We start from the raw sequence: 22,190 nt of genomic DNA on the forward strand, positions 1-22,190 counted from the left end.
GAGAAGCGCAAGGAGCAGCGGACCTCCGCGATCGCCAAGGTGCTGCACCGCAAGATCCGCGCCGCGGTCGACCCGACCACCGCGGACATCGCCGTAGCCGTCTACGACCTCGACGAGATCGCGGTCCGCCTCGCCGACGGCGCCGACTACGACGACCTGACCGCGCTCATCGCCGCCGACCTCGCCCCAGCCCGCCTCGCCAGCACCACCACCGCCGCAGCCGGCGAGGACCCCGCCGTCGACCTGCCGATCGACGAACCGGCCGCGCAGACCTCGACGGACCTCCTGCCGCCGCAGATTTCCGGTGGATCGAGCCCGGACCAGCAGCGCACCGTTGACGTCAAGACTGGTGCCTCCCCCGTGCCGCCGGCCGGGACGGCCCCGCCGCTCCCAGCACCGCCGCCCCCGCAGTTGGACAGTGCGCCGCCGGTGTCGGTGTACAAACCGACCAGCGACGAGGACGCCGCAATGTACGGCACGTGGCGGCGTGGTGTAGCCAGGGGACAGGAACCCACCGGCGCGGACCTGGCCCGGGCGGCCGGACGCTCCGACGACGCCACCGGCGTGGGCCGCCGCGCCGCCCGCCGCTACCGCAACGCGCACGCCAAAGCCGACGACAGCAGCGCCCACCCGGCGTACCCGCCCAGCCCCGAGGCCCCGCCCGGCCGGCCCGACCGCGGCCCGGACGACGGCGACCCCACACAGTGGCGGCACAACGGACGCCACCTCAATCGCACCGGAGCGCACCGATGAACGACCCGAACCGCGCACCGACGAGCCGCTGGCGCCGGCTGGGCCCCGACCGCGGCGCCACCACCGTGGAAATGGTCGGCCGCGGTCATGCCGGCCGCGCTGCTCATCGGTGTGCAAGCCGCCCGCGCCAGCGCCAACCAGCTCGACCTGCGCGCGCTACGCGACCAAGGCGTGTCACACCCGACACTCCGGCCGACGCCGCCACGGCCCGCCACGCCGGGCGAACCGGTCGCGCGGCATGGCGCAGCGTGTCGACGAGCCGCCACACGTCGATGTCGACGACGTCGGCGGCAAGGTGGTGCCGGCTGCCGGGATTGACGACGGGCTCCCACCGGCCGCCGACCGATGACCGATGACCGCGGCCGTCGACCGGGCCGCACTGGAGCAGCTCCTGGCATCGAGGTATCAGCAGCACGCCACGCCTCACGATTGCCCATTCGCGCGGTGTACGGATCGCAAGTCCTCGGCGTCCTGCTCGACACTCGACCCCGCCACGGCGAGCGGAAATGCCGATACTGCAGCGGTCGTATGGTGGAGACCATCACCGGTGGATCGGAGGCGGCCATGTCAGACGGCAACGTGACCCCGCCGGACGGACTGTGGGCGCCGCGGTGGCTCCTGCCACCGATCGCGGTGTTCACCGCCTACGGCATTGCCCGGATCTTCGCCGTAGTCTGGGGCATCGTGCGTGACGGCCCGCCCAGCTCGCTGCTCACCGGGACCGACCTGGTCTCTGACGCCGCCGCGGCGGTGCAAGGCGTGGCCGTCGCCGTGGTCCTAGCGGTACCGCGGCTGCGTCGGCCACCACTGGCATGGATCGTCGGGCTCGTGGCGGTCGGCGTGGCGATCGCCGGCGCCACCGTCTGGGTCCTGCTCGGCGCCAGCGACCCGCCCCGTCGCGTCCGGCAACTGTTGCTCGCCCTGGCCCTCACGATCCTGATGCTGATCATTTGCGGATTCTGGCCACGGTGGACCGCCGGCACAACAGGCGGCATTGACCTGGCCCGTGTCCGCCGGGCACTGAACGCCTGGGCCTGGGCCGCCGGCGCGTCGGCAGTTGTCGGCGGACTCGTGATCGTGACCGCAGATCCGGCCGGCGCGGTCGGGCGGCTCGCTGTGCTGTGTCTGCAACTCGGCGGCTACTCGAGCTTCCTCGCGATCCTCACCACGCTGGTCGTCATCGGCGAGCAACGCCGCCTCATCCGCGACGAGGGCAGCCGTGAGCTGTACCAGCACCTCACCGACCACCACCGGCAACGACGTGACGAGCCTGACCGTTGACGCGTCGAGCGCTGCACGGCTCCGCGCTGCGCAGACTGAGATGGCAGGCCGCCGGTACTGGCAAGCTGCTGGCCCACAACCGGCCGAAGCTCGTTCAAGCTCCAGCCGCGACTCGTAGACCACATGCCCGTCCGTCGTGGCCGCCCAGTAGCTCCCCGAAAGGTGGGCCTGGCCCTGACGGGAGCGGAACCGCCGCCACGGCACCGAACCAGCGAAATGACGCCACCGCAACCGGTCCAGCGCTACGGGACGAACCTACCCGCTATCAAAGCGAATCCATACCACCGACTCGGCACTCGCCGAGTCGGTGTGAGCCACCGCGCGGGACGTGGACGCTGCGCGGCGCGGGCCGGACACCACAACCCACATTGGACCATCGATGAAATAACATAGGCCGGCGACACCACCGCGTCGGCAACCATCCATACCATCCGGGGCTCCGATGGTCTCCACCTCCACGACACGAGCATCCTGCCGCCGTACCGATAGCCTTGACGCTCGTGAGTTTCCGAGGTGGTGGCATCGTGCAGGGCGGCCAGGGTGGTGCGGAAAGCCGCGAAGACGTCGTTCGCGTGATCTCAAGCTGGGTCAGCGGCGCGCTGAGCGACTTCCGTGAGAGGGATCTGGACCTCCTGAGGTACTCCGTAGGCGAATGGTCCTGCGCCTTCCGGATTGCTGTCTACCTCGAACAACGCGTTGATCCGACTTGGCGCGTCGACATCGAGTACAACAAGCAGGGTGTCGACGGTGCGCCGAAGAGGCAAGGGCTCGAGCCCGACGCCCCGACGATGCGACCGGACATCATACTTCATCGTCGCGGCTCGCCGGCCGTTGAAGACAATCTGCTGCTTCTGGAGATCAAGAAGCTCTGGGTGCCAGGCGGCGATCGTCACGACCTCGCGAAGATCCGCGAGGTCGTGACTGGCGGACGCGAGTTCCAGTACCAGTTCGCGGCAGCCATCGGACTTAGGGACAACGAGGACCCGGATTCGCGTTTCAACCCAACATGGACGCTGGTGACGGCTGGCCGTACGGTCATCGAAGAGGAACGCATCCCCACCGCGGGCCGGCCGAGGGGAACTGACCAGGTTGTTTCTCGTCGAGTTGACGCAAGCGTCGTCGTCAATGAGCACCTACACTCGTGATCACCGCCCAAGCGGCACACCCTTGGCCTGCATAAAGCCCACCGGATCCACCGCCCCGCTCGGGCGCCGATCCCCGTTCACATGCACCTCGAAATGCAGATGCGGCCCCGAGCTGTGCCCCGACGATCCGACCACGCCGATCACCTGCCCGGCCAGCACCTGCCGTCCCTCGACCACCATCGGGCGGGTGAGCATGTGGCAGTACCGGGTCACGACATCGCCAGCGTGCAGGATGTCGACGTACCAGCCGCAGCCCGGTGTCGACGGTGAACCGTCCTGGTCACAGCCGCGGCTTGCCGGCGCGACGTTGCACCGCACCACCACAACCGTCCCTGAGGATGCAACATGAATCGGTGTGCCACGCACCGCCCCCAGGTCGACACCGTCATGCCCCGGCCGCTCCGCAGTCCGGAACCCGGACACGATCGGCGCGTGCACCGGCGCCATCCATTCGCACCCGGCAGCATCGCTTGACGGCCCCGCTGCCGAATCCTGAGGGTGCGGACTGCTCAAGATCTCCGGACAATTGCTCAGACACTGCTCAAGATCCAGCGACATTGCTCGGTTTCCGCTGGAAACCACAGTGTTGACGAGCAGCGTTGCATCGTTTTCGTGCTTGGCGTACGCATCGGGGTAGGCGCTGCGCTGGACCGCCTGGGCCGCCTCGGTGAGCGGCAGCGATTGCCAGTTGGGAACGGTACGCAGCTTCTCGTAGAACTTGCGGCTGGCGTAGACGGGGTCGTGGAGTTGTTGCGGGGTGCCCCAGCCTTGGCTGGGCCGCTGCTGGAACAGTCCGATCGAGTCCTGGTCGCCGCCCGCGGGGTTGCCCAGGTCGGATTCCTGCATTGCCGTGGCGACGGCGATGACCCAGCCGCGGACCGGGATCGCCATCTGCACACCGGCCGCCACGATGGTGGCGGCCAGGCCGACCTGTTCGCTGTCGTACCGGCCGATGGGTTGCCAGCCACCGGCCGGTCCGGTGACCGTGACGGCGCCGCTGGGCATCGGCATGGTGCACGCCGAGGCGGCACCGCCAAGGAGGAACATGGCGCCCCCGGCGCAGATGGCGACGAAGCCGATGATGGCGGCGACGATGCCGCCGACTGCCTTGGTGGTCATCGCGGCGTCGCCGAGTCTATGACGGGTGCGCGGGGACTGCGTGGTGCGGTGTGGATGGACATGGAAGCCTCCAGAAACGCGAAAGGGCGCTATGCGCGCCCGAACTGGCGAGGTATGCAGGGGTGCAGGGGTCTGGAAACACAAAAAGGGCACGCTGTGCGCGCCGGCGAACGGCATGAGCGTTGTGGTGGAGAAGCGCGGCGCGAGTCCACCGGTCGCGTCCGATACCGAGCTTGTGGCGGGATCGCGAGCTGTTGCCGCCTCCCCGGTCGTGTCGCAGGCGCAGCAACCGGCTGCGGGGGGACTGGCGATCGCATCCGTTGCGTGCCGGTGATGGGGGTTCAGCTGCATCGATGCCTGGCAGTAGGCCGCTGTGCCCTGTGGTCCGGTGCCCGTCGCGGCTGCTGAGCGGGTTTGAGCGTGGGCTGGGTTGGTTTGGCAGCCGACCGGGCGGTCGGGGTGTGTGACCGGGCGTTGTCCGAGCGGCCGGGTCGGGGCGGCGGTGCGCCGGGCCACGGGGTGGTGGCCCGGCGCGTGAGTGGTGCTCAGGTCGCGGGTGTTGCCGGCGAGGCCAGGTGGCCGTTGCTGCGGGCCAGTTCGGCCAGCCGGACGGCGGGTGGGGTTGGGGAGTTGAGTAGTCCGGTGGGTCCGACGCTGCGGATCCATTGGGCCTGCCGCAGCGAGATGCCGTGCTGTTCGGCGAAGGTTTGCAGGTCGATGTCGGGGTCGGTGGCCAGTTCGGTCCACAGCTGCCGCCATCGGTCGTAGGCGGTCTGGTTGGTCGGGATGCGGCGTAGCACGTCGGTGGGTGGCATCGCCGGGCCTACGGCCGGTGCGGTGTACGGCTCGTTGTCGTGCGGGTCGGCGGTGGGCAGCGGTGGCGGTACCAGGTCGGCGTTGATCACGCGGGCCCAGCCGGCCACGTCGGACTGCGCGGTCAGCGCGGCGGCCACGGCGTCGATGTCGAGCGTGGTGGCGGCGATCGCGGCCCGGACGGGGTCGGCGTGCCGGGACCGGATGAGGGTCTCGACGTGCTGGGCGAGCGCGGTGCGGCGCCGCTCGTCGCGCAGCTGCGCGCGGGCAATGTCGAGGGACTCGTGCAGCGGGTAGCCGGATGCCAGGGCGAGGGTGCGGGCCCGGCGGGTGACGGCGGGTTCGCGCCGCCATTGGGCGAGGCCGTAGACGGGTGCGGTGTCGGCGAGCTTGCCCGCGGCGCGCAGCGCGTCGCGGCGGCGGGCTGCGCTGTGCAGCAGCCAAACGCTGTAGGCGAAGACGCCGAGGCCGCCGAACACGACGGCCAGGTAGGGCACGTCGGCGTGGCCGATGATGTTGATGGCGACGCCGGTGGTGACGGCGCCGGCGGACAGAGCCCGCCAGCCGTAGGCGGTCTCGCCGAGGCGCTGCCGGGCGTCGGCGAACGCGGAGGTGACGACGCCGCCGAGGTCGATGACCGCCGCGAACGGGGTCACCATCGCGGCGCGCCACCACCAGGCGAGGTCGGCGGGCCAGGGTGGGGTTTGCACGCCGACCCAGATCTGGCCGATGGTCGAGCCGGCCGCGGCGATGCAGTAGAACACCCAGGCCACGCGTTCGGCGGCCTGGCTGTGGGTGCTGATCCTGGCCTCAGGGCCGGTGTGGATGAGGTTCATGCGCCACCTGCCCGGCGGCGGCAACGGTCGATGGTCGAGTGCACCGGGGTTCCTCCTGCACAGGTGTGCAGGCGCAGCACCCCGCTTGCCGGCGGGACGCTACGCCTGGCAAGGCGTGGGCGTCCCGCAGATGCGGGCACCGGGTTGTGCGCTGCAGCCGGGATGGCGGGCAGCCGCGCTCGTGCGGTCGATCAGCGATGGCCGTCTACATCACCGTCCGTCGTGGACGGACGGAAGTGCGGCCGGAGCCGGTGATCGTTGCTGGCTAGGTGGTGGGGGCGGCCTGGTAGCGCTCCGGCCGTAGCGTGGTGCGCACGGCCAGGGCCTCGTCGACGAGCCGCCGGCAGATCTTGATGATCGCGCCGCGGGAGGTGGGCCGGTCGAGGACGTTGGCGAGCTCGCCTGGGCTGAAGTCCACCGTCGGATGGGCGCGCAGGTGCGCGAGGACCATGGCGTACAGCTGCCCGGCGGGCAGGGCGGGACGGCGCGGCGCCGGCCGGCCTGTGGTGGTGTCGGGTCTGCTGGCGACCCGCCGGCCGCGGGCTCTCATCGCGGCTCCGGCCGGTCCGGGCCGGGTGCGGTTGGCTGCGTTGGGGTGGTGAGGTCTTCCCATGCCTGGCCGGTCCACAGCTGCCACCACATGCCGTCCGGCACGGCGAGGCGCTGCAGGCGTGCGGTCAGCGCGGCCCGCTGCTCGGGTGTAGCGACCTTGGCCACGACACGGCGATCAGCGGTGTAGAACGCCTCGTCCGCGCCGACGCCGAGTGGCGCCCGCAGTTGGATCGGGCTGCGCCCGGTCCGCGTGGCGTGGGCGACGTGCCTGGCGTGCTCGTACTCGGTGACGAGTGCTTCGAGCAGGTCCTCCTCGGTCAGTGACCGGCCGTCGGCGCCGCGGCTGGCGGCGACGAACTCGGCCAGGCTGCGCTGGTCCAGAGCGGACCCGGCTGCTGGCCAGTAGCGGGTGGCGCCGCCGCGGCCCTCGTTGTGGATGGTCCCGACCGGCGTGGAACCCCAGTGGACGGTGGCGGTGTAGGCGACCCCGTCCGGGGTGGGCAGCTCCTGGTAGGTCGTGACCCGGAAGGTTGCGTCCGGGACCTGGATGCCGGTGTGCGGCAGTGCGACCAGGTTGCTCGTGGTGTCGGCTTCCGCAGCCGGGACGGTGCCGGCCCCGGTGGTGGCCGGCGTGGGCAGCGGCGGACGTGGTGCCGGATGGGGCATCTCGAGCCTGTCCTGGACGGTGCGGTCCAGGGTGGTGTGCAGGACCGGCAGGTAGGCGCCGAGTTCCGGCAACGACGCGGCGATGACGAGGGCCGCGGTCGGGTTGGCCGGGTCCCCGATGACCAGCGCGGATCGGCCGGCTGGGGCTTCGCCGAGGGCGGTCCACCAGGCCGTGTCGTCGGGCCCGACGAGGGAAATCGGTGGTGTGTCCGGGAGGACGTACAGCATGAGGTCTTCCTTCTGTGCGGCTGGACATGGGGGGCGTGCCGCGGCGCCGGGCGTTTTGGCCCGGTTCGCCGCCGCACGCGGCATGGACTCGACCGGGCAGCGGTGTGGCTGCACGGTCGGACCTGGATGTGTGCCGGACGGCCGTTGACGGCCGGGGCGTGGGCTACTCGATGGCCGGTGGTGCGGCCAGCTCGGCGAGCACGTCGGTGCCGCCGCGCACGAGGCGGGCCTGCGGATGGGCGCGCAGTGTCTGGTGGGCGCCGTCGGAGGTGATGGCGGTGACCGGGCCGGGGACGACCATCGTCGGGCGGCCGCGTTCGATGGCGTGCTGCACGACGGTGAGGGCGTGGCTGCGGGACTGGCTTCCACCAGCACGGTCCCGGCGGTGAGGGTGGCCACCAGCGCCGCGGTGGCGGTGTACCGTGCCCGTTGCGGTGGGTGCCGGGTGGCCAGGGGCTGATCAGCATGCCGCGCTGGGTGATCTGGTCGAACAGGTCGCGGTTGGCGTAGGGGTGCGGCTAATCCACACCTTCAGCGAGAACAGCGACCGGCAGGCCGCCGCCAGCGAGCGCGCCGCGCAACGCGGCGGTGCCGACGCCGAGGGCGCCGGTGGACACGACGGTCCAGCCGGCGTCGGCCAGGTCGGTGCCGAGCTGCCCGGCGACGTGCATGCCGTAGCTGGTCGCGGCGCGCGACCCGACCACGGCGACGGCAGGCCCGAGCACCGCCAACACTGGTTGCGGCAGTCGCTGCGGACCCACAGGCACAGAGCGGCGCCGAGCGTGAGTCCGGGCGCGCCGGCCAGATCTGGCAGTTGCAGGGGCCATTCACCCGACAAGCCACGTCGGGGACCCGGGAGGGGCTCCGCGGGCTCATTTGCCGGGTTCACGGATGTCGTCGAGGTGGGTCAGAACGCCGCGCTTGTGTTCTCAGGCGTGCTCGCCGTGGTCGGCGAAGCGTTGGTCGCGGGAGCGGTCGTCGCCGGTCGCCTTGGCTCGCGCGCTGAGCACGTTGCAGCTCCGCGCCGGCCGTGCGGTCGAAGCGCCGGGCTGCTGGATGGCCGCGAGCAGGCCGGGGGTGACCTCGACCGGAGCCTGATCGCGGCGTTCGATCGCGGCGGGCAGCCGGGCCATCAGGTCGTAGGCTGTCCGTCCGGTCGCGGCCGGCTGGTCGTCGTAGGCAGGCAGGACGACGAGTGGTGCCGGATCGGCCCGGGTTCGCGGGCGGGTGCTGGCAGGGACCTCGGCAAGTACGTTGTGGATGGTTTCGCCGGTGTGGCGCACGGGGTGCTCGGCGGTGCAGGTCCCCGACTGCGGGTCGTGGTGGTGGATGGGGTCGTTCCGAGTCGGGGACTGAGCGTGCCGGTACCGGGTCGTGAAGGCCGCACCGCCGTAGCGGCAGGCCGCCGGCAATTGGTCAGATGCCGAACTCGAACGTGCGGCCGACCAGGTCAGGGTTGGTGGAGGCGGTGATGCGCACGAAGTAGCCGGCGTCGCCGTCGGCGTGGCCGGTGCCGGTCTCGGCGAAGATGTGCTCGTACGCCCAGTCGTCGTAGGCGTCGCTGCCCGCATCGGCGGGCGGGACCGGGATGGTCATGGTCACGGTGGTCTCGATCGTGTCGTACAGCTCGTAGACGTTGTCGATGTGCAGGGTGACGGTGATCTGCTGGGGTGCGACCAGGCCGTCGACGGCCCAGCCGCGGTTGGCGAAGTCGTGTGGGTGCGTGGCGTCCCAGAGTTCGGTGACGACCACGTGGCCGTCGTGGTCGGCCCAGCGCTGGGCGGCGGCGTCCCGGGCCGCGCGGGTCTTGTAGTGGATGGATCCGGGGGTCTGGGTGTGGTGGCGCAGGAGCCGGAAGGGTCGCAGCGGCTTGACCGTGGCCGGATGATGGTTGTAGGGCATGGTGCACTCCGTTGCTGGTGTTGTCGGAGTGCCGGTCGCGGCGCGCCTGCGCCTGTGGTTGACCACCGGCGCAGGCAGCGGACATGCGTAACGATGCGCTGATCCGCGCCGGAAGTCTGGGCCGGGCTGCGGCCGAGCGGGATCGTTGGTGACGCGTCCGGCGGCGCCGGGACCGGTCACGGGAGGCGGTGGAGCCGGTTCGGCGGGCGTGGTGCCGGACGGCGTGCCGCTGCGGCTACCGGTCGGTGCGGCGAGACGAGGCCGGGCCTGCCGTGCGCCGCCATTGCCGCAGGTGCCGGCTGAGGAACCGGCTGACGTCGGCTCGCCAGCGGGGACGTCGGATCGGTCCCGATTGCAGCGCGGCCCGCTGCCGCGGGGTGAGGCTGGCCCAGGTGTGGGGTGCGCTGCCGTCGCGCAGCGTGCCGTCGAACCCGGCCGCTTCGGCCTCGTCGAAGCTGAGCAGGCGGTCGCGTTCGTGCAGCTGCGTGTCGGTGCGATCGTGGACGGCGGTCACGAACTCGTCTTCGTCGTACGCCCCGACGTTGCCGCTGATGCGCAGTTCGTCGGCGTACCGGTCCGCCCCGAGGTGGGGGTTCAGGTCGTGCCAGCAGCGCACCGCCACGTCGTACAGCACTCCGCCGGCGCGTTCGTCGCGTTCGATCAGCGCCAGCATCCGGTGGGCGTAGGCGTGGATCGCGGCCGTGTGGATGGCGACGAACTGGGGCCGGGCGTGGTCGATGTGCTCGAACTGGTGGTGGCGCCGCTCGATGTCGTCGAGCCGGTCTGCCAACGCGGTACGGTCGGTCCAGCGGTGGGCGATGACGTGGTAGCCGTCCCCCGTGATCTCGCGGGTGTAGAGTCCGGCCGGTATCGGCACACCCGCGATGACGGTGTCGGCGGGTACGTCGTAGGCGATCAGGGCGAGGTCCCAGTCGACGCTGTCGCCGGCGCCCCGCCATGGCTCCAGCTCGTGCAGCGCTTCCGCCAGACGGTCGTCGGTCACCGGCAGGTAGGGCGGTGATCCGCGGCGCGGGCCGTGTTCGGGTTGCTGGGTCATCGCGCTGTTCCCGGTGTCGGGGACAGCAGGGCGGTGACGGTGGCGGGGTCGATGCCGGTGGCGATCGCCTGGTGCAGCAGCTGCGCGAAGCGGTCCTGCGGGTCGGCGGCCAGCGCTCGGTCGACCGCCATGGCGGCCAGCGCACCGTGGCCGGCCTGCAACGCGCACAGGGCCAGCAGAGTGGCGGCGGGCGCGGTGAACGGCGGTTCGGCCCGCCGGGCCAGGTCGCTCCACATCTGGATCTGCCACGCCTCGCCGGTGGTGGCCCGGGCCGCGAACTCCCACAGCGACGGCAGGTCCAGCAGGACGGTCACCGTCGCGGCATGCTCGTCGTCGGCCGGTCGCCCGTCCCGGTAGCGGGCCTGGAGCTGGGTGAGGTAGGTGCGGGCGGCAGCCTGCAGCGCGCGGCCCAGTCGGCTGTCCAGCACCGCATCCGGGTCATCGTGTGGGTCCTCACCGGTGTCGCCGGTGTTGTCGCGGTCGTGGTGGGCGACGCTGTCGGTGCGGGCGGCGTCGAGGACGTCGGCGAGGAGGCCGCAGGCGGCGACGGTGGCGGCGATCATGCGTTGCCGGGCCGGGCCGGTGACCGGGGCCAGGGTGGCGGCGAGCGCGTCGCGGTCGGGCAGCGCGACCAGGCCCGCGTAGACGGCCGCGACGGCCGCAGGGTTGGTGGCCGCCTCGAACGGGATACCGTCGGATGGGCAGGCCGGCGGGTCGGTGCATCGCAGGCACCAGACGCGGCCGTCGGCGACGCGCAACGCTGTGCGGACGGCGACACCGGCGGCGTGCAGGGCCTCGCCGGCCACGGTCACCGTCGGCTCGACCCGTCCGACAGGACCGTAGCCGGCCAGCACGGCACTGATGCTGACGCCCTCGTCCAGGACGGCGACAGCCCGGCGTAGGACGGCGTCCATGTCGAGGTCGGCGGACGGTGCGTCGGCGGGCGGCAGATCGAGCCGGACGGCGGTGCGGATGCGGTTGGTGGTGTCCTCGACGCTGACCAGCACGAGGCTGTCATGCGGGTGGAAGCCCAGCAGATACGGGATCAATGCCGCCAGGTCCTCGATGCTGTGCACGCGGAGGGTGGGGCGGTGGGTGGCAGACATGCGGTGTCTCCTCCAAGGATTGCCGTGGCCATCCCGGGAGCCGGCGCACGCACGCGCCTCCGCCATCGCGGAGGCTGGCGGAGCCGGCTCCCGGCGTGGCGGTGGCAGTACGGGTTATCGAGGTTTTCGGGTTGTCGCGTGCCGACGCGGTCGTTCGGTGTGCCCGCCGGGCTGTTGCCGGCTATGCCGGGACTGGACGTTCACGCAGCGCCGCGTCGGCGGATGGGCACCGGCGTGCGGCTCACCAGATCGGTGGAAGCCGCCAGGTGATCGGCCGGATGCGGCGTGGACGGATGCCGTCGTAGGAGGCGATCAGCAGGCCGCTGTCCTCGTCGGTGGCGGTGGTGTAGCGGTCGAGCCAGACGGCGAACCAGGGTTCGGCTGGGGCGCCGAGCCGGGCCGGCTGGTCGACGGCACTGCTGATGCCGTGGCCGAGGGTGATCAGGGTGCTGCGGTGGCGGGCCATGCGCCCGGCGATCATGGGGCACGCAGCGGCGGTGTAGGCGGCGCAGACCGGGTCGAGCGCCGGTTCTGGGGTGCGGTGGCGGGGCAGGTCGTGCAGCCGCAGCAGCAGGATGCTGCGCCAGTCGAGCGGCCGGCTGCAGACCTGGCAGCGGTGTTCGGTGATGGCCTGGTGCTGCCGGTGTGGGTCGAGGCCGCCGAACAGGGAGCGGCCGTCGAGACCGCGGGCGGTGATCCAGGGCACGGCCAGACCGGCCACGACGGGCCGGTGGGCCAGCCACAGCGGGATCGGCGGCAGCGAAGCTATCGTGGCGGCCGGGTCCTGCTCGGTCATGGTGTCGGGGTTCGTGGGCACAGGGTGATGCCTTTCCGGGTTGAGGGCGCACGGGTCGTCGGCTGGCGATGCCAGGACCCGGCGCGGGACGGTGAAGGACGCGCGTGACGGCCGCTGCCGCGGCGATAGGGCCTATCCCGGTGCTCGGCGGAAGACCTCGGTGCGGTGGCGGGTCGAGCACCAGATGCCGCGGAACTGGCTGGGAAACCAGCCGCGGGTGACCGCAGCGTCGTTGAGGTAGTGCTGCGGGATGCCGGCCTGCTGCAGCGCGGTCGTCCAGCCGAGCTCGCGCATCCGGTGTGCGGTGAAGTCACGCTCGCTGCCGAACGCGCCGACATAGGCGTCGGCGAAGCCGGTGACCGCCACGTCGGGGTCGAGGTCGGCGGCGGTGGTGGCGCCTTCGGCGTCCAGCCAGTCCCCGACGACGGTCAGGGTGACGTCGTGCCGGTCGGCGATGCGGTGCATGGCGCACAGCATCGGCAGGTTGAGCCGGTGCCGGTCGCGGCCGTAGGTGCCGTAGCCGGCGGCGGTGATGACGATCAGCCGGTCCGGGTCCAGGCCCAGGTCGGTGATCCGCTGCCGGATGGCGGCGAGATCGGCGTCGATGTCGGCCCAGTGGGTGACGGTCGGCTCGGCCAGGGCGGCGACGCGGATGGCCCCGGCCGTAGGTGGGTCGTACTCGAAGTGGGCCTGTTCGTCGCGGCCGTCCATGCTCGCGCGCCGGTCGGCCAGGTCCCGCAGGACGTGCCGGGGCAGCTCATGCAATGCGTCGGCGACGGCGAGCTGGTGGCGGCGTTGTGTCGCGGTGAGCGGGTACTCGGGTAGCAGTACGTGCGCGGCGGCGGTGAGCACGGCGATCACCACGTTGTCGGAGAACACCAGGTAGACGGTGCTGGCCGGGGTCAGGATGTCCACGGCCTGCTCGGCCAGGTCGTTGGTCAGCCGGCTGTGCCACGGCTCGGGGGTGCCGCGCAGGTCGGCACCGCCGGGACGGGCGTACTTCGCGGGCAGGCCACGGAGCCGGCCGGTGCTGGTGGGATGCAGCCCGCGCATGTCGCGCAGGGCTTCGGCATTGGTCGCGATCGGCATCGGTGATGCCATCCCTTCGGGTGGACGCGATGGCGAGCCCGGCGCCGGCGGCCTCGATCGGGCCGTCGGCGGCGCGTCCCGCGCCGGGCCAATGGGACGAGCGGGCCGTCGAGCGGCCCCGGGTGGCGGTGAGCGATCAGGTGCGGCCGAGGCGTGCCGCACCGGCGCGAGTTTGGGTCGTCACATCGCTGCGGGCGTCCGGCTGTGCTGCTCGGCCCTTGGACTGGCGGTGCTGGACCCCGGGTTCGGCCTGGCCGCTGCAATCGCCGCGCCAGGCGCGGGTTCGGCGGACGGCGCGGGTTCGGGCAGATCGTCGGCGTCGGCATCCGCGGACGCGCCTGTGGCGGTCGGGGTGAGCTCGGTGAGGATCTGCTTCGCGACCCGCAGCACCGTTTCGGCGCACTGCTTCACCAGGTCCATGTCGCCGTCGGCCCAGCCCAGCACGTAGGCGTCGCTGTAGGCGGCGGTGTCCAGGCCGAGGGCTTTGCACACGATGTACGCGACGCTTTCGGCTTCGGTCTCGCGCCGGCCGCGGTGCAGGTCTTCACCGACGCGGGTGCCGGTGCAGTGCTCGCAGCGGATGTGCGCCAGCTCGTGCATGGTGGTCTTGAGCCGCTGCGCCGTGCTGACGTCGTCGCGGACCTTGACCAGCATCACCTCACCGCCGACGGTCACGCCGTTGGCGGAGCCCAGGTATCGGCTGCCGGGGGCGGCCAGTTCGAAGCCGTATCCGGCGTCTTTGATCAGTTTGACGGTGTCGTCGAACGCGTCGGTAGGGTCGTCGCCGTCCAGCAGCTGCGGCGCGCCGGCGCTGGAGAGGCGTTGCCGGCGCAGCCGTTGCACGGTCGGCACCTCGAACGGTTCCCCGTCGGTCTGCGACAGCTCGAACGTCGACTGGAGCCGGAACCCGACCACCTGGATCGACGGGCGGCCGTCAGGGTCGCGGCGGACTTTGCGGCCGGCCGCCTCCCATTCGCGGACCTGCTCGTCGGTGGGACGCCGTTTGATCGCCGCCCACACCTTGAACCCGGTCTCGCCTTTGCGGACCTGCCGGTCGTGGCGGAACCAGCCGGTGCGGCGTTGCCGGTTACCGAACGGCAGGAAGAACTGCGGGCTGACGCCGCGTTCCTCGGCCTGCATCAGCAGCAGCATCTGGTTGCCGAGGCTGTAGCGGGCGCCGAACACGGCGACCTGCTCGAGGAAACGCACCCACTGGTGCGGATCGCTGGCGATGCTCGCCAGCCGCTGGTCGAAGTCGGCCTTGATCTTGGCCAGGAGCGCTTCACGTTCCTCGTCGGTGGGCTGGTCCTGGCGTTGCTTGCGTGTGGTGGCCACGGTGGGCCCCTCCTATCCCCGCCGGTGTGGCGGCGGACGGGCTGGGACCGCACGGCCCCAGCCTGCCCGTAGGCACACGGTTGGGGCCGCGACGACGTCGCGGCTCTTGTTGTTGGAGTTCGGGTTGCGTGCAGTCCGCTGCCGCAGCAGCGGGCGATCGCCGGCCGAGCGGTGTGCGTGCTCGCCGGGATGGCCCGATGCGGGCAGCTGCACCAATCGGCGGGCCAGACTGCTACGCGTTGCGGCTGGTCAGCCCCACTGCCAGCGCCGCCGACGCTGACGTTCAGCGCGTAGCGCACGTACTGACCGGCGCACCGCGTCGGACGCGGACGTGCAGTACGCGATGTCGCTGGCGCGTCGCAGGCGCTAGCTGGTTGCGGTGATGAAGATGCCGACGGTATAGCTGTCGTCGACGTCCACGCCGATGGCGGCGTAGGCGCCTGGCTTGCCGTACGCGAACGTCGCCACGTCCAGACTGGTCGTGCTGATGGTGGTGTCGCGGAAGGTGTGGTCGATCACCGCGTCGTAGCGATCGCGGCGAGCGGAGGTGAAGCCGTCCGGCAGCGGGACGGCCAACAGCTCGTCGAGCATGAAGCTGACGTGGTCCCTGGTCCTGTCGCATGGTCGGCCTCCAGTCCAGCAAGGCGGTGTCCGGCTCGGCTGGCCACCAGTGAGCCACGGTTGTGCCGGTAGTCGACGAGCGGCTGGGCCGTGGGGGCCCTGAGGTGCCGGACGCCGGCTCGTGTGGGCTTAGGCCACGGCGGTGATGAGCCCGATCCGGGCCTGGGCGGCGCCGAATGGTGCGTCCAGGTCGACCGGCGCTGCGGTGAGTTGTGCGGCCAACGCGCGCAGGACCGCGAAACGGGCGACCGGGTCGGTCAGGTCCGCCGCAGCGTCCACGGTGACCTGGGCCGTGATCATGTAGGTGCGTTGCGACCGCTTGGTCATGCCGGGTAGGCGTGGGGATGGCTGCATGTGCGTGCTCCTCCTGGTGGTCGTGGAAAGTGTCGGATCGGCTGCGCCTGAAGGCGCCCCTACCATCCACTGTGGAGTCAGGTCGTCGGCGTGCTGTCGTTGGTCGGCGTGGGTTGTTGGCCGTCGCCGTGCCGTGGTTGCTCGGGCGGTGGTGGCGCTGCGGCCAACATCCGCACGACGGTGCTCGCTCTGATCGGCTTGTCGTCCGGGCCGCGCAGCTGTGGCAGCACCAGCAACGGCCGCCGCAAGGTGCGGCCGGGTCCGTACGGCTGGCCGCGCCAGTGGGCCTTGACCCACCAGCGGTGGTCGCGAGACCTGGCCGGCCTGTCGTCTGCGGACCGGTGCGGCGACGCGGCGTCGCCGGCCGGCCGGACGGTGCTGGCGCCGCGGATGCGGACCAGACGCACCTCCGGGTCGGGGCGGCCGTTGCGCCGGTACGCCTTGCGGATGGCCTTGTCCACCGGCGCCGGGGTGGTTTCGGTGAGGCGCTGCGCGATCAGCAGCCAGGTGGTCACCAGGGCCGCGGCAGGGCTGCTGGCGTCGACCGGTTCGCCGGGCGGCAGCTGCGCGTGGACGCGGGGGCCGAGCCAGCCGAGCTGTTCGCGGAACGGTTGCAGATCCTCGGCGGGCAGGCCGGCGCCGATGCTGCGGTAGCCGACCACCCGCAGCCCGTGCGGGCCGCTGGTCCACGACGCGGCGACCAGGTCGGCCCGGGGCCCGACCGGGTGGGCCCAGGCGAGCAGGCCATGCGGTGCCGGCACATCCGCCGCCGTGAGGTGGGTGGCCGGCAGCGACCCGGCGGCATACTCGGCGAGTTCGGTGAACTCGGGGTCGATCCAGAACAGCCGGGCGGCGCGCAGGCTGTCCGCGACCGGGCCGCGCACGGCCGGGTCGGTCAGGCCCAGCGGCAGGCCGACAGGCCCGGTGAGCAGGTTCGCCAGCCGGTCGCGGACCTTGGGCAGCGTAGCCGCCGGCAGCGGCGTGGCCGGCCAGCGGCCAAGGTTGGCCACCGTGATGCCGGGCAGCAGGCTTTGCAGCACGGCTTGCTGCATCACCCGGGCCGCGCCGGCGGCGATGGGGTCCAGATGGGGCGCGGTCTGGTGTAGCCGCTGCTGCAGACCGTCCAGGTCCCTGTCCCGCACGCGCATGGCGCAGGGGAAGCACGCCGACCAGTCGGTGCCGTAGCGTTCCACCACTTGGCCGCCCGCGGTGTCGACGACGGCGCTGATCGGCACGGTGTGGAAGGTGTAGGCGATGCGTTCGTCGCTGCAGAAGTCACACACGTGCCGGGCGTCGACGTCATCCAGGGGTGCCGGGTCGGGCCGGTGCCCGGCTGGTTCGGCGACGACGCGGGCCGGGTGCTGGTAGCGAACCTGCCCGGTGTCCAGGTCGACGTACCGGTTCAGCGGCAACCCGCAGACCCGGCAGGCCATCCGCGCGTCCGCGTCGGGGCTCGTCACCACCGTCGCCGCCGACCATGCTGCGGCGACTGGTCGCGGTCAGCGGCCGGGGCGGGCGACGCGGCCGGGACACCGCCGAGGCGGGAGGCGAATGCCACGACGGTGGCGTAGTGGGTGTCGTGCAGTCTTGCGATGCGCCAGCCGACGCGGCGGCTGTCGGTCCACGGGGAGGCGGCGACCGGGCCGAGGATGCCCAGGTCCGCGGCCTGCTCGAAGGTCAGGTTGTACTCGCCGTCGCGGCCAGCCTGCCGGCCGGGCCAGACACGAACGTGCAGGGTGGCGTACGGTTTGTCGGTGTTGCCTTCGCAGCAGGAGACGAGGACGACGCACTCGCCTGGGTCGTCCGTGCCGGTGACCCGGACGCAGGACAGCACCGGCCAGTGGTCGGTGCCGACGTGGGTGGGTGGTGCATCATCGCGCATCACGGTGCTCCTCACGTGTCGCAGAGTGCTGGGCTATTCGGTGTCCCGCAGGAGGGCGTAGGCGCGGGCGGCGAGGTCGCGCTGGCGGCTGCTGAGGTCGGCGGGATCGCCGTGGACCGCTTCGGCGGCGGTGATGACGAGGGCGTCGAGGTCCTCCGGCGGGAACGCGGCGCTGATGCCGACGAGGACCACGCACGACAACCTCGGCGCCACCACGGACGACGCGGGAACAATGTGGCCGGCCTTGTCGAAGGCGTCGACGGTGTCGAGGATCGCCTGGAGCCGCCGCCGCAGCCCGGTGTAGCGGGCCTGCTGCTGGCCGGCGAGCCGGGCGACGCCGGCGTAACCGGCCGGGGTCGGTTCGATGGTCATCCGTCCCGGGTCGCTGTTCGGCGCGGCTGTGGGCTGGTTGGTGCCGGCGGTGGCTTCGGCACCGGCCCGGCCCCACCCGTCGGCCGTGGTGGTCAGGGCCTGCGTGACGGTGCGCAGCTCGTCGGGGGCCAGTAGCAGTGGGATCAGTTCGTCGCCCGGGGTGGGCAGCCACGCCATCCCGGCATCGACGATCGGGTTGATGTCGCGGCGACGGACCAGCGGCCGGGTCCCGTCCAGGGACGGCTCGGCGTCGCGGTCGGGGTCGAAGATGCGGATCTGGTTGCCGCCGTCGCGTTTCGCGGTGTACATGGCGGCGTCGGCGCGGCCCCGGGCGTGGTGGGCGTCGACCGTGCCGTCCGCGGTGGTCTGGGCGGCGGCGATACCGACGCTGGCGCGGGGTTGCATGCGGTAGCCGGCGATGACCGCCGGTCCGGCGAGGGCTGCTCCGATCTGGGCGGCGAGGTCTTGCGGGTCGGTGTTCTGGGCGAGGAGGGTGAACTCGTCGCCGCCCTGGCGGACCAGGACCCCGTGCGGCGGGACGGCTTGGATGAGGCGCCGGGCGATCAGGGTCAGGTACTGGTCGCCGGCGGCGTGGCCGAGGTTGTTGTTGATGGTGTGCAGGCCGTTGACGTCGATGAGCGCGACCGTGATCGGTGCGCCGCCGCGGCTGGCGGCGTCCAGCATCTCGTCGGCGAGGGCTCGGTTGGGCAGTCCGGTCAGTGGGTCACTGCGCGCCGCAGCGACCTTCTGGACGAGCTGCTGCTCGTAGCGGTGCGCGATGGCGGCCGCGCCGAGCAGGTAGGTGAGCCCGAGGACGAGGACACCGATCACCGTGAGGATGGTGTGGCCCGTCACCGCGCCCAGCACGGTGGTATTGGTCAACACCACCGCGGTGATGGGCAGGCTGTGCCGGGCGAAGGCCGGATCGGCGGCGTCGGACCGGCGCTTGGCAGGTGTTGTCGTGGTCATGCGATGTGTCTCCATCTGCTGTGGAGGGCACCGCCGACCGGCCGGTTGCCCGTCAAGGGCGACCGGAATCGGCGATGCCCTGGAGCGGTCTTGGCTGCTAGCCGGTGCGGCTCGCGCCGCAGGTGTTACTGGACGGTGCGGCGCGCGTCGGTGTTGTCGGTGTCCTCGTCGGGGAAGCGTTCGACACCGGCGGCGGCGAAGATCTGGTCGAGGAAGGCCGCATTCACCTCGCCGCTGTCGCACACGTGCTGGTCGTAGCTGTCGAGCAGGTAGGTGAGCCGGTCTCCTTCGTCGGGGGCAAGAGGCCGGCTGTCCGCTTCGATGGCGCCGCGGTCGAGGCAGGCCACCGCGATACCGCGGCACGCCCGGCGAGGCCAAGCAGCGCCATCGTGGGATCGCTGAACCAACCGACGTACGCCTGGTACGCGGCCTTGGTCAGTGACAGCCAGGCTGTCGTCGCGGACGGTGTCACAGCGGTTCGCCGTGACCTCGCGCCAGTCCAGGCCGAGGTGTGGTGTCCGGCGATCGTGCAACGCGACGGCGGTCAGCAGGTACTCGATCGGCGGGGACGGCTCGACAGTGTCCATCGATGCCAGTGGGTCAGGCATGGTTGGTTCCTCCCTCGAGGGCATGGCATGCACCGGGAGGCCGCACCCGCTGGGTACCCCACACCCGGGGGCCCCGGGGATGGCGGCACGCGGCCGGCGCGGTCCCGGAAAGGGGTCACAGGGTGGTTGGTGCGGGTCGGCGGTTACCCAATCGCGGCTGGGAAGCGCACCGGCCTGGTCGGCGACGGCGTCGCACCGCGGCGCAGCCCCGGGGCGTGGACGTCGCGCCGGATCGTGCAGCACGTCGGGCGGCAGGCCGCCATGGGACGGCCAGGGGCGACCGGGCGGGTGGGCGGCTCAGCCGACGACTGCGGTCGCCAGGTCACGGGTGGTGCCCAGGCCGAGCCGGTCGGCGATGATGGGTCCCTGCCGGACTGCCGCGAGGGCGGTGAGCAGGTGCCGGCGCCGCCAGCCGAGCAGGGCGCCGGGCAGGTCGGCGCCGTGGCGGGTGTGTTGCCGCAGGGCGGTGACGAGCCCGTCGGCTTGTTCGATGCCGTTGTTGGCGCCGCGGGCGGTGTGCGCCCGGACCGGGGCGAGGGCGTCGCCGAGCAGGACCGCGTGTCCGTCGCCGACCGGCCACGCCATCGTTGTGGGCAGGTCGATGTCCATCACCGGCACGGCCATCCTGGTGGTGGTGGCATGGACCAGGTCGGCCAGGTGCGCCGGTAGGTGCGTGGCGGCGTACGCGTCGACGTGGGCCCGCGCGGCGGGGCTGACGTGGTGTGGCAGGACGAACGTCCGCTGCTCCGGTGGGGCGCCGAACCAGGTGGTGTATTGCTCGGTGGTGGCGTTGAGGGCGAAGATCCAGTCGCTGCCGGCCGGGACGGGTGCGATGTTGAACTGCAGGCCGGGTCGCGGCTCCCAGCGTTGGAAGTCGCCGAGGTCGCCGGGTCGGATGGTGGCGGTGCCGCGGTGGGCGACGTAGCCGGCGTAGTGCAGCCGCCGGCCGGGGTCCAGCAGCCGCCGGCCGATCGAGGCGCGACCGTCGCAGAACGCGACCAGGTCGGCGGCCTCCCGCCGGCCGTCGGCGAAGTGCAGCATCGGCCGGCGGTGGTCGGCGCTGATGCCGGTGACCCGCCGCCCGGCGTGGACCAGACCGGCAGGCAGGCGGCGGGCCAACGCCTGGTGCAGCAGGGTCCAGGTGGTGAACCGGCCCGGGTACTGCCGCTGGACGAACCGGTCGTCGGCCGGGCCGTAGCCGCGGAACTGGGTGATGGTTTCGAACCCGAACTGCACATATTCGTGCTGGGGGATGCCGAGGCGGTCCAGCACGTCCAGGGCCGGGTGTTCCAAGGACAGGATCCCGCCGGTCGCGGTGGGCAGGTCCGGGTTGGCCTCGTACACGGTGACGTGGTCGAGGCCGGCCTGCAACAGCAGCAACGCGAGGACCGGCCCGGTCAGTGAGCCGCCGACCACGGCGATGCGCAGCGGACGCGCGCGCAACGGCGCCGGGGCGACGGCGGGGCCGGTGGTTGCCTGGCTGGCCGCCGGGGCGGCGGCCGCGATGTGATGCCGATGGGTCATGGCTGGGGCTCCTTCGATGGACGATGCGGAGCCCGGACGCGGCCATATCGGCCGTGCCCGGGCTGGTGCGCGAGGTGCGCGGTCGTGCGGAGGCCGGGCAACGGCCGAGAACACGTGCAGATGCGAGCCGGGTCACCGCCACAGCGGTAGCGGGACCGGCAGTCGGCTGGGGCACCGGTGTTGCGGTGCACCAGCGGATCAGCAGGGAGCTGGTCAACCCGGCCGCGGCGACCGGGCCGGCAGATGCCGCCACGAACCGGATTCCCGCTCAGGCGGACCGTCGGTGCCGCACCCGTGGCGGGCGTGGCCCGGCAGGGTCAGGGGTTACGGTGCTCGGCGTCGCCGTCCGGCGCGGGCCGCGCCGGGTCGAGGGCGATCACCGGGAACAGCTCGCCGGGCGTTGCACAGCCGTGCAGGATGCTGCCCGGGTAGGCGATGAAGCACGCGCCGTGGCTGTCGCAGCCGGCGCACTGGACCAGTTGCAGGGTCCGCGGGTCGATGAGCAGTGCACCCTCGTCGATGTCGCGGATGGGGCGGATGGCGACCACGACGGCCGGGCCGGTGTAGCCGCCGGTGAGGGCGAGGATGTCGCCGACCGCCACGAGACGGTCGCCGAGCCACAGCCGGTTCACCGGAGGTGGTCCTGCCGGTTGCCGGCCGCGACGTCCCCGACGACCTGCCCGACCCACCGGCGCATCCCGCTGCCGTCGACCAGTTCATGGGGTTCGCCGGTGGCCGGGCGGCGGTGCCGGGACGCGCTGACGTGGAACCGGTCGATCGACAGGACCCGGCCGACCCGGATCAGGTGGCCGGCATAGTCGTTGTCGTCCGGGTGGCCCTCCGCCCGGTTGAGCCGCTCGACACCGCGCTCGATGCGGCCGAACACGGCGGCCATCGCGCGGGCCTGCTCGGCGCTGCGCACCTCGAACGGCGCGTAGCGCACCTGGACGCCCCAGACCCCGGTAGCCGCCAGGCCAGGGCTGCCCTCCACGTAGGCGGTCACCTCCAGCCCGTAGAACGGGGCGCCGTTGGTGATCCCGCGCCCCCACGCGGTGATGGTGCGCAACGGGCCGCCTGGCGTTTCGATCACCACGGTGGCGACCAGCCGGGCCTGGCCGTATTCCTCGGTCAACTGCACGTACCAGGCCAGCGGTGGCCGTCTCGGTGTGGCCACGTCGTTCT

Annotated in this window: 24 protein-coding genes and 1 pseudogene; 3 read left to right on the forward strand and 22 right to left on the reverse strand. The window is 72.1% G+C overall.

Going from position 1 to position 22,190, the window contains the following annotated elements; genetic code table 11:
- The 3 genes and pseudogenes from AB0B76_RS46855 to AB0B76_RS46865 all read left to right on the forward strand — a co-directional run.
- Nucleotides 1–753, forward strand: a pseudogene (locus AB0B76_RS46855) (hypothetical protein); the annotation flags it as partial.
- A 564-nt stretch (nucleotides 754–1,317) separates the two neighbouring features.
- Complete coding sequence (locus AB0B76_RS46860) at nucleotides 1,318–2,034, forward strand: hypothetical protein (protein WP_360388859.1); 717 nt, start codon at nucleotides 1,318–1,320, stop codon at nucleotides 2,032–2,034.
- Between the two features lie 500 nt (nucleotides 2,035–2,534).
- A complete protein-coding gene (locus AB0B76_RS46865; RefSeq protein ID WP_360388862.1) occupies nucleotides 2,535–3,179 on the forward strand; it encodes a hypothetical protein in 645 nt (214 codons plus the stop codon).
- Here AB0B76_RS46865 and AB0B76_RS46870 read toward each other — a convergent pair whose 3' ends face one another.
- The 22 genes from AB0B76_RS46870 to AB0B76_RS46975 all read right to left on the reverse strand — a co-directional run bounded on the left by AB0B76_RS46870 (nucleotide 3,180) and on the right by AB0B76_RS46975 (nucleotide 22,182).
- The gene (locus AB0B76_RS46870; protein WP_360388865.1) at nucleotides 3,180–4,298 is read right to left on the reverse strand and encodes a peptidoglycan DD-metalloendopeptidase family protein; all 1,119 of its coding nucleotides are present in this window, start codon (nucleotides 4,296–4,298) and stop codon (nucleotides 3,180–3,182) included.
- Between the two features lie 545 nt (nucleotides 4,299–4,843).
- Nucleotides 4,844–5,947 carry a hypothetical protein gene (locus AB0B76_RS46875; protein WP_360388868.1) on the reverse strand — a complete coding sequence of 368 codons (1,104 nt, stop codon included), beginning with the start codon at nucleotides 5,945–5,947 and terminating at the stop codon, nucleotides 4,844–4,846.
- Between the two features lie 265 nt (nucleotides 5,948–6,212).
- Nucleotides 6,213–6,497: a hypothetical protein gene (locus AB0B76_RS46880; RefSeq protein ID WP_360388871.1), complete on the reverse strand. Its 285-nt coding sequence runs from the start codon at nucleotides 6,495–6,497 to the stop codon at nucleotides 6,213–6,215.
- Nucleotides 6,494–7,393: a hypothetical protein gene (locus AB0B76_RS46885; protein ID WP_360388874.1), complete on the reverse strand. Its 900-nt coding sequence runs from the start codon at nucleotides 7,391–7,393 to the stop codon at nucleotides 6,494–6,496. The genes AB0B76_RS46880 and AB0B76_RS46885 overlap by 4 nt, the downstream gene beginning before the upstream one ends.
- A gap of 163 nt (nucleotides 7,394–7,556) precedes the next feature.
- Complete coding sequence (locus AB0B76_RS46890; RefSeq protein WP_360388877.1) at nucleotides 7,557–7,727, reverse strand: hypothetical protein; 171 nt, start codon at nucleotides 7,725–7,727, stop codon at nucleotides 7,557–7,559.
- A gap of 184 nt (nucleotides 7,728–7,911) precedes the next feature.
- A complete protein-coding gene (locus tag AB0B76_RS46895; protein ID WP_360388879.1) occupies nucleotides 7,912–8,118 on the reverse strand; it encodes a DNA-processing protein DprA in 207 nt (68 codons plus the stop codon).
- Between the two features lie 204 nt (nucleotides 8,119–8,322).
- Nucleotides 8,323–8,676, reverse strand: coding sequence for a hypothetical protein (locus tag AB0B76_RS46900; RefSeq protein WP_360388881.1), 354 nt, complete (start codon nucleotides 8,674–8,676; stop codon nucleotides 8,323–8,325).
- 133 nt (nucleotides 8,677–8,809) lie between these two features.
- Complete coding sequence (locus tag AB0B76_RS46905) at nucleotides 8,810–9,295, reverse strand: hypothetical protein (RefSeq protein WP_360388882.1); 486 nt, start codon at nucleotides 9,293–9,295, stop codon at nucleotides 8,810–8,812.
- A 235-nt stretch (nucleotides 9,296–9,530) separates the two neighbouring features.
- A complete protein-coding gene (locus AB0B76_RS46910; protein ID WP_360388885.1) occupies nucleotides 9,531–10,352 on the reverse strand; it encodes a hypothetical protein in 822 nt (273 codons plus the stop codon).
- Nucleotides 10,349–11,458, reverse strand: coding sequence for a DUF4192 domain-containing protein (locus AB0B76_RS46915; protein WP_360388887.1), 1,110 nt, complete (start codon nucleotides 11,456–11,458; stop codon nucleotides 10,349–10,351). The genes AB0B76_RS46910 and AB0B76_RS46915 overlap by 4 nt, the downstream gene beginning before the upstream one ends.
- A 241-nt stretch (nucleotides 11,459–11,699) precedes the next feature.
- On the reverse strand, nucleotides 11,700–12,275 hold the full coding sequence (locus AB0B76_RS46920; RefSeq protein ID WP_360388889.1) for a hypothetical protein: 576 nt from the start codon (nucleotides 12,273–12,275) through the stop codon (nucleotides 11,700–11,702).
- Nucleotides 12,276–12,386: 111 nt separating this feature from the next.
- Nucleotides 12,387–13,343 (reverse strand): hypothetical protein, encoded by a 957-nt coding sequence (locus AB0B76_RS46925; protein WP_360388892.1) that lies wholly within the window; start codon nucleotides 13,341–13,343, stop codon nucleotides 12,387–12,389.
- A 180-nt stretch (nucleotides 13,344–13,523) separates the two neighbouring features.
- Nucleotides 13,524–14,678, reverse strand: coding sequence for an ArdC family protein (locus tag AB0B76_RS46930; RefSeq protein WP_360388894.1), 1,155 nt, complete (start codon nucleotides 14,676–14,678; stop codon nucleotides 13,524–13,526).
- Between the two features lie 366 nt (nucleotides 14,679–15,044).
- Nucleotides 15,045–15,269 (reverse strand): hypothetical protein, encoded by a 225-nt coding sequence (locus AB0B76_RS46935; RefSeq protein WP_360388896.1) that lies wholly within the window; start codon nucleotides 15,267–15,269, stop codon nucleotides 15,045–15,047.
- Between the two features lie 159 nt (nucleotides 15,270–15,428).
- The gene (locus AB0B76_RS46940; protein WP_360388898.1) at nucleotides 15,429–15,653 is read right to left on the reverse strand and encodes a hypothetical protein; all 225 of its coding nucleotides are present in this window, start codon (nucleotides 15,651–15,653) and stop codon (nucleotides 15,429–15,431) included.
- Between the two features lie 77 nt (nucleotides 15,654–15,730).
- On the reverse strand, nucleotides 15,731–17,113 hold the full coding sequence (locus tag AB0B76_RS46945; RefSeq protein ID WP_360388901.1) for a hypothetical protein: 1,383 nt from the start codon (nucleotides 17,111–17,113) through the stop codon (nucleotides 15,731–15,733).
- The gene (locus tag AB0B76_RS46950) at nucleotides 17,110–17,535 is read right to left on the reverse strand and encodes a hypothetical protein (protein WP_360388903.1); all 426 of its coding nucleotides are present in this window, start codon (nucleotides 17,533–17,535) and stop codon (nucleotides 17,110–17,112) included. Before AB0B76_RS46950 ends, AB0B76_RS46945 begins: the two co-directional genes overlap by 4 nt.
- Nucleotides 17,536–17,568: 33 nt before the next feature.
- Complete coding sequence (locus AB0B76_RS46955) at nucleotides 17,569–18,876, reverse strand: GGDEF domain-containing protein (RefSeq protein ID WP_360388905.1); 1,308 nt, start codon at nucleotides 18,874–18,876, stop codon at nucleotides 17,569–17,571.
- Between the two features lie 125 nt (nucleotides 18,877–19,001).
- A complete protein-coding gene (locus AB0B76_RS46960) occupies nucleotides 19,002–19,484 on the reverse strand; it encodes a hypothetical protein (protein ID WP_360388908.1) in 483 nt (160 codons plus the stop codon).
- Nucleotides 19,485–19,781: 297 nt separating this feature from the next.
- Nucleotides 19,782–21,008: an FAD-dependent monooxygenase gene (locus AB0B76_RS46965; protein ID WP_360388911.1), complete on the reverse strand. Its 1,227-nt coding sequence runs from the start codon at nucleotides 21,006–21,008 to the stop codon at nucleotides 19,782–19,784.
- A gap of 317 nt (nucleotides 21,009–21,325) precedes the next feature.
- Nucleotides 21,326–21,640, reverse strand: coding sequence for a hypothetical protein (locus AB0B76_RS46970; RefSeq protein ID WP_360388914.1), 315 nt, complete (start codon nucleotides 21,638–21,640; stop codon nucleotides 21,326–21,328).
- Nucleotides 21,637–22,182, reverse strand: coding sequence for a hypothetical protein (locus AB0B76_RS46975; protein WP_360388916.1), 546 nt, complete (start codon nucleotides 22,180–22,182; stop codon nucleotides 21,637–21,639). The genes AB0B76_RS46970 and AB0B76_RS46975 overlap by 4 nt, the downstream gene beginning before the upstream one ends.
- Nucleotides 22,183–22,190 lie beyond the last annotated feature (8 nt).

This window comes from Dactylosporangium sp. NPDC049140, assembly GCF_040648435.1.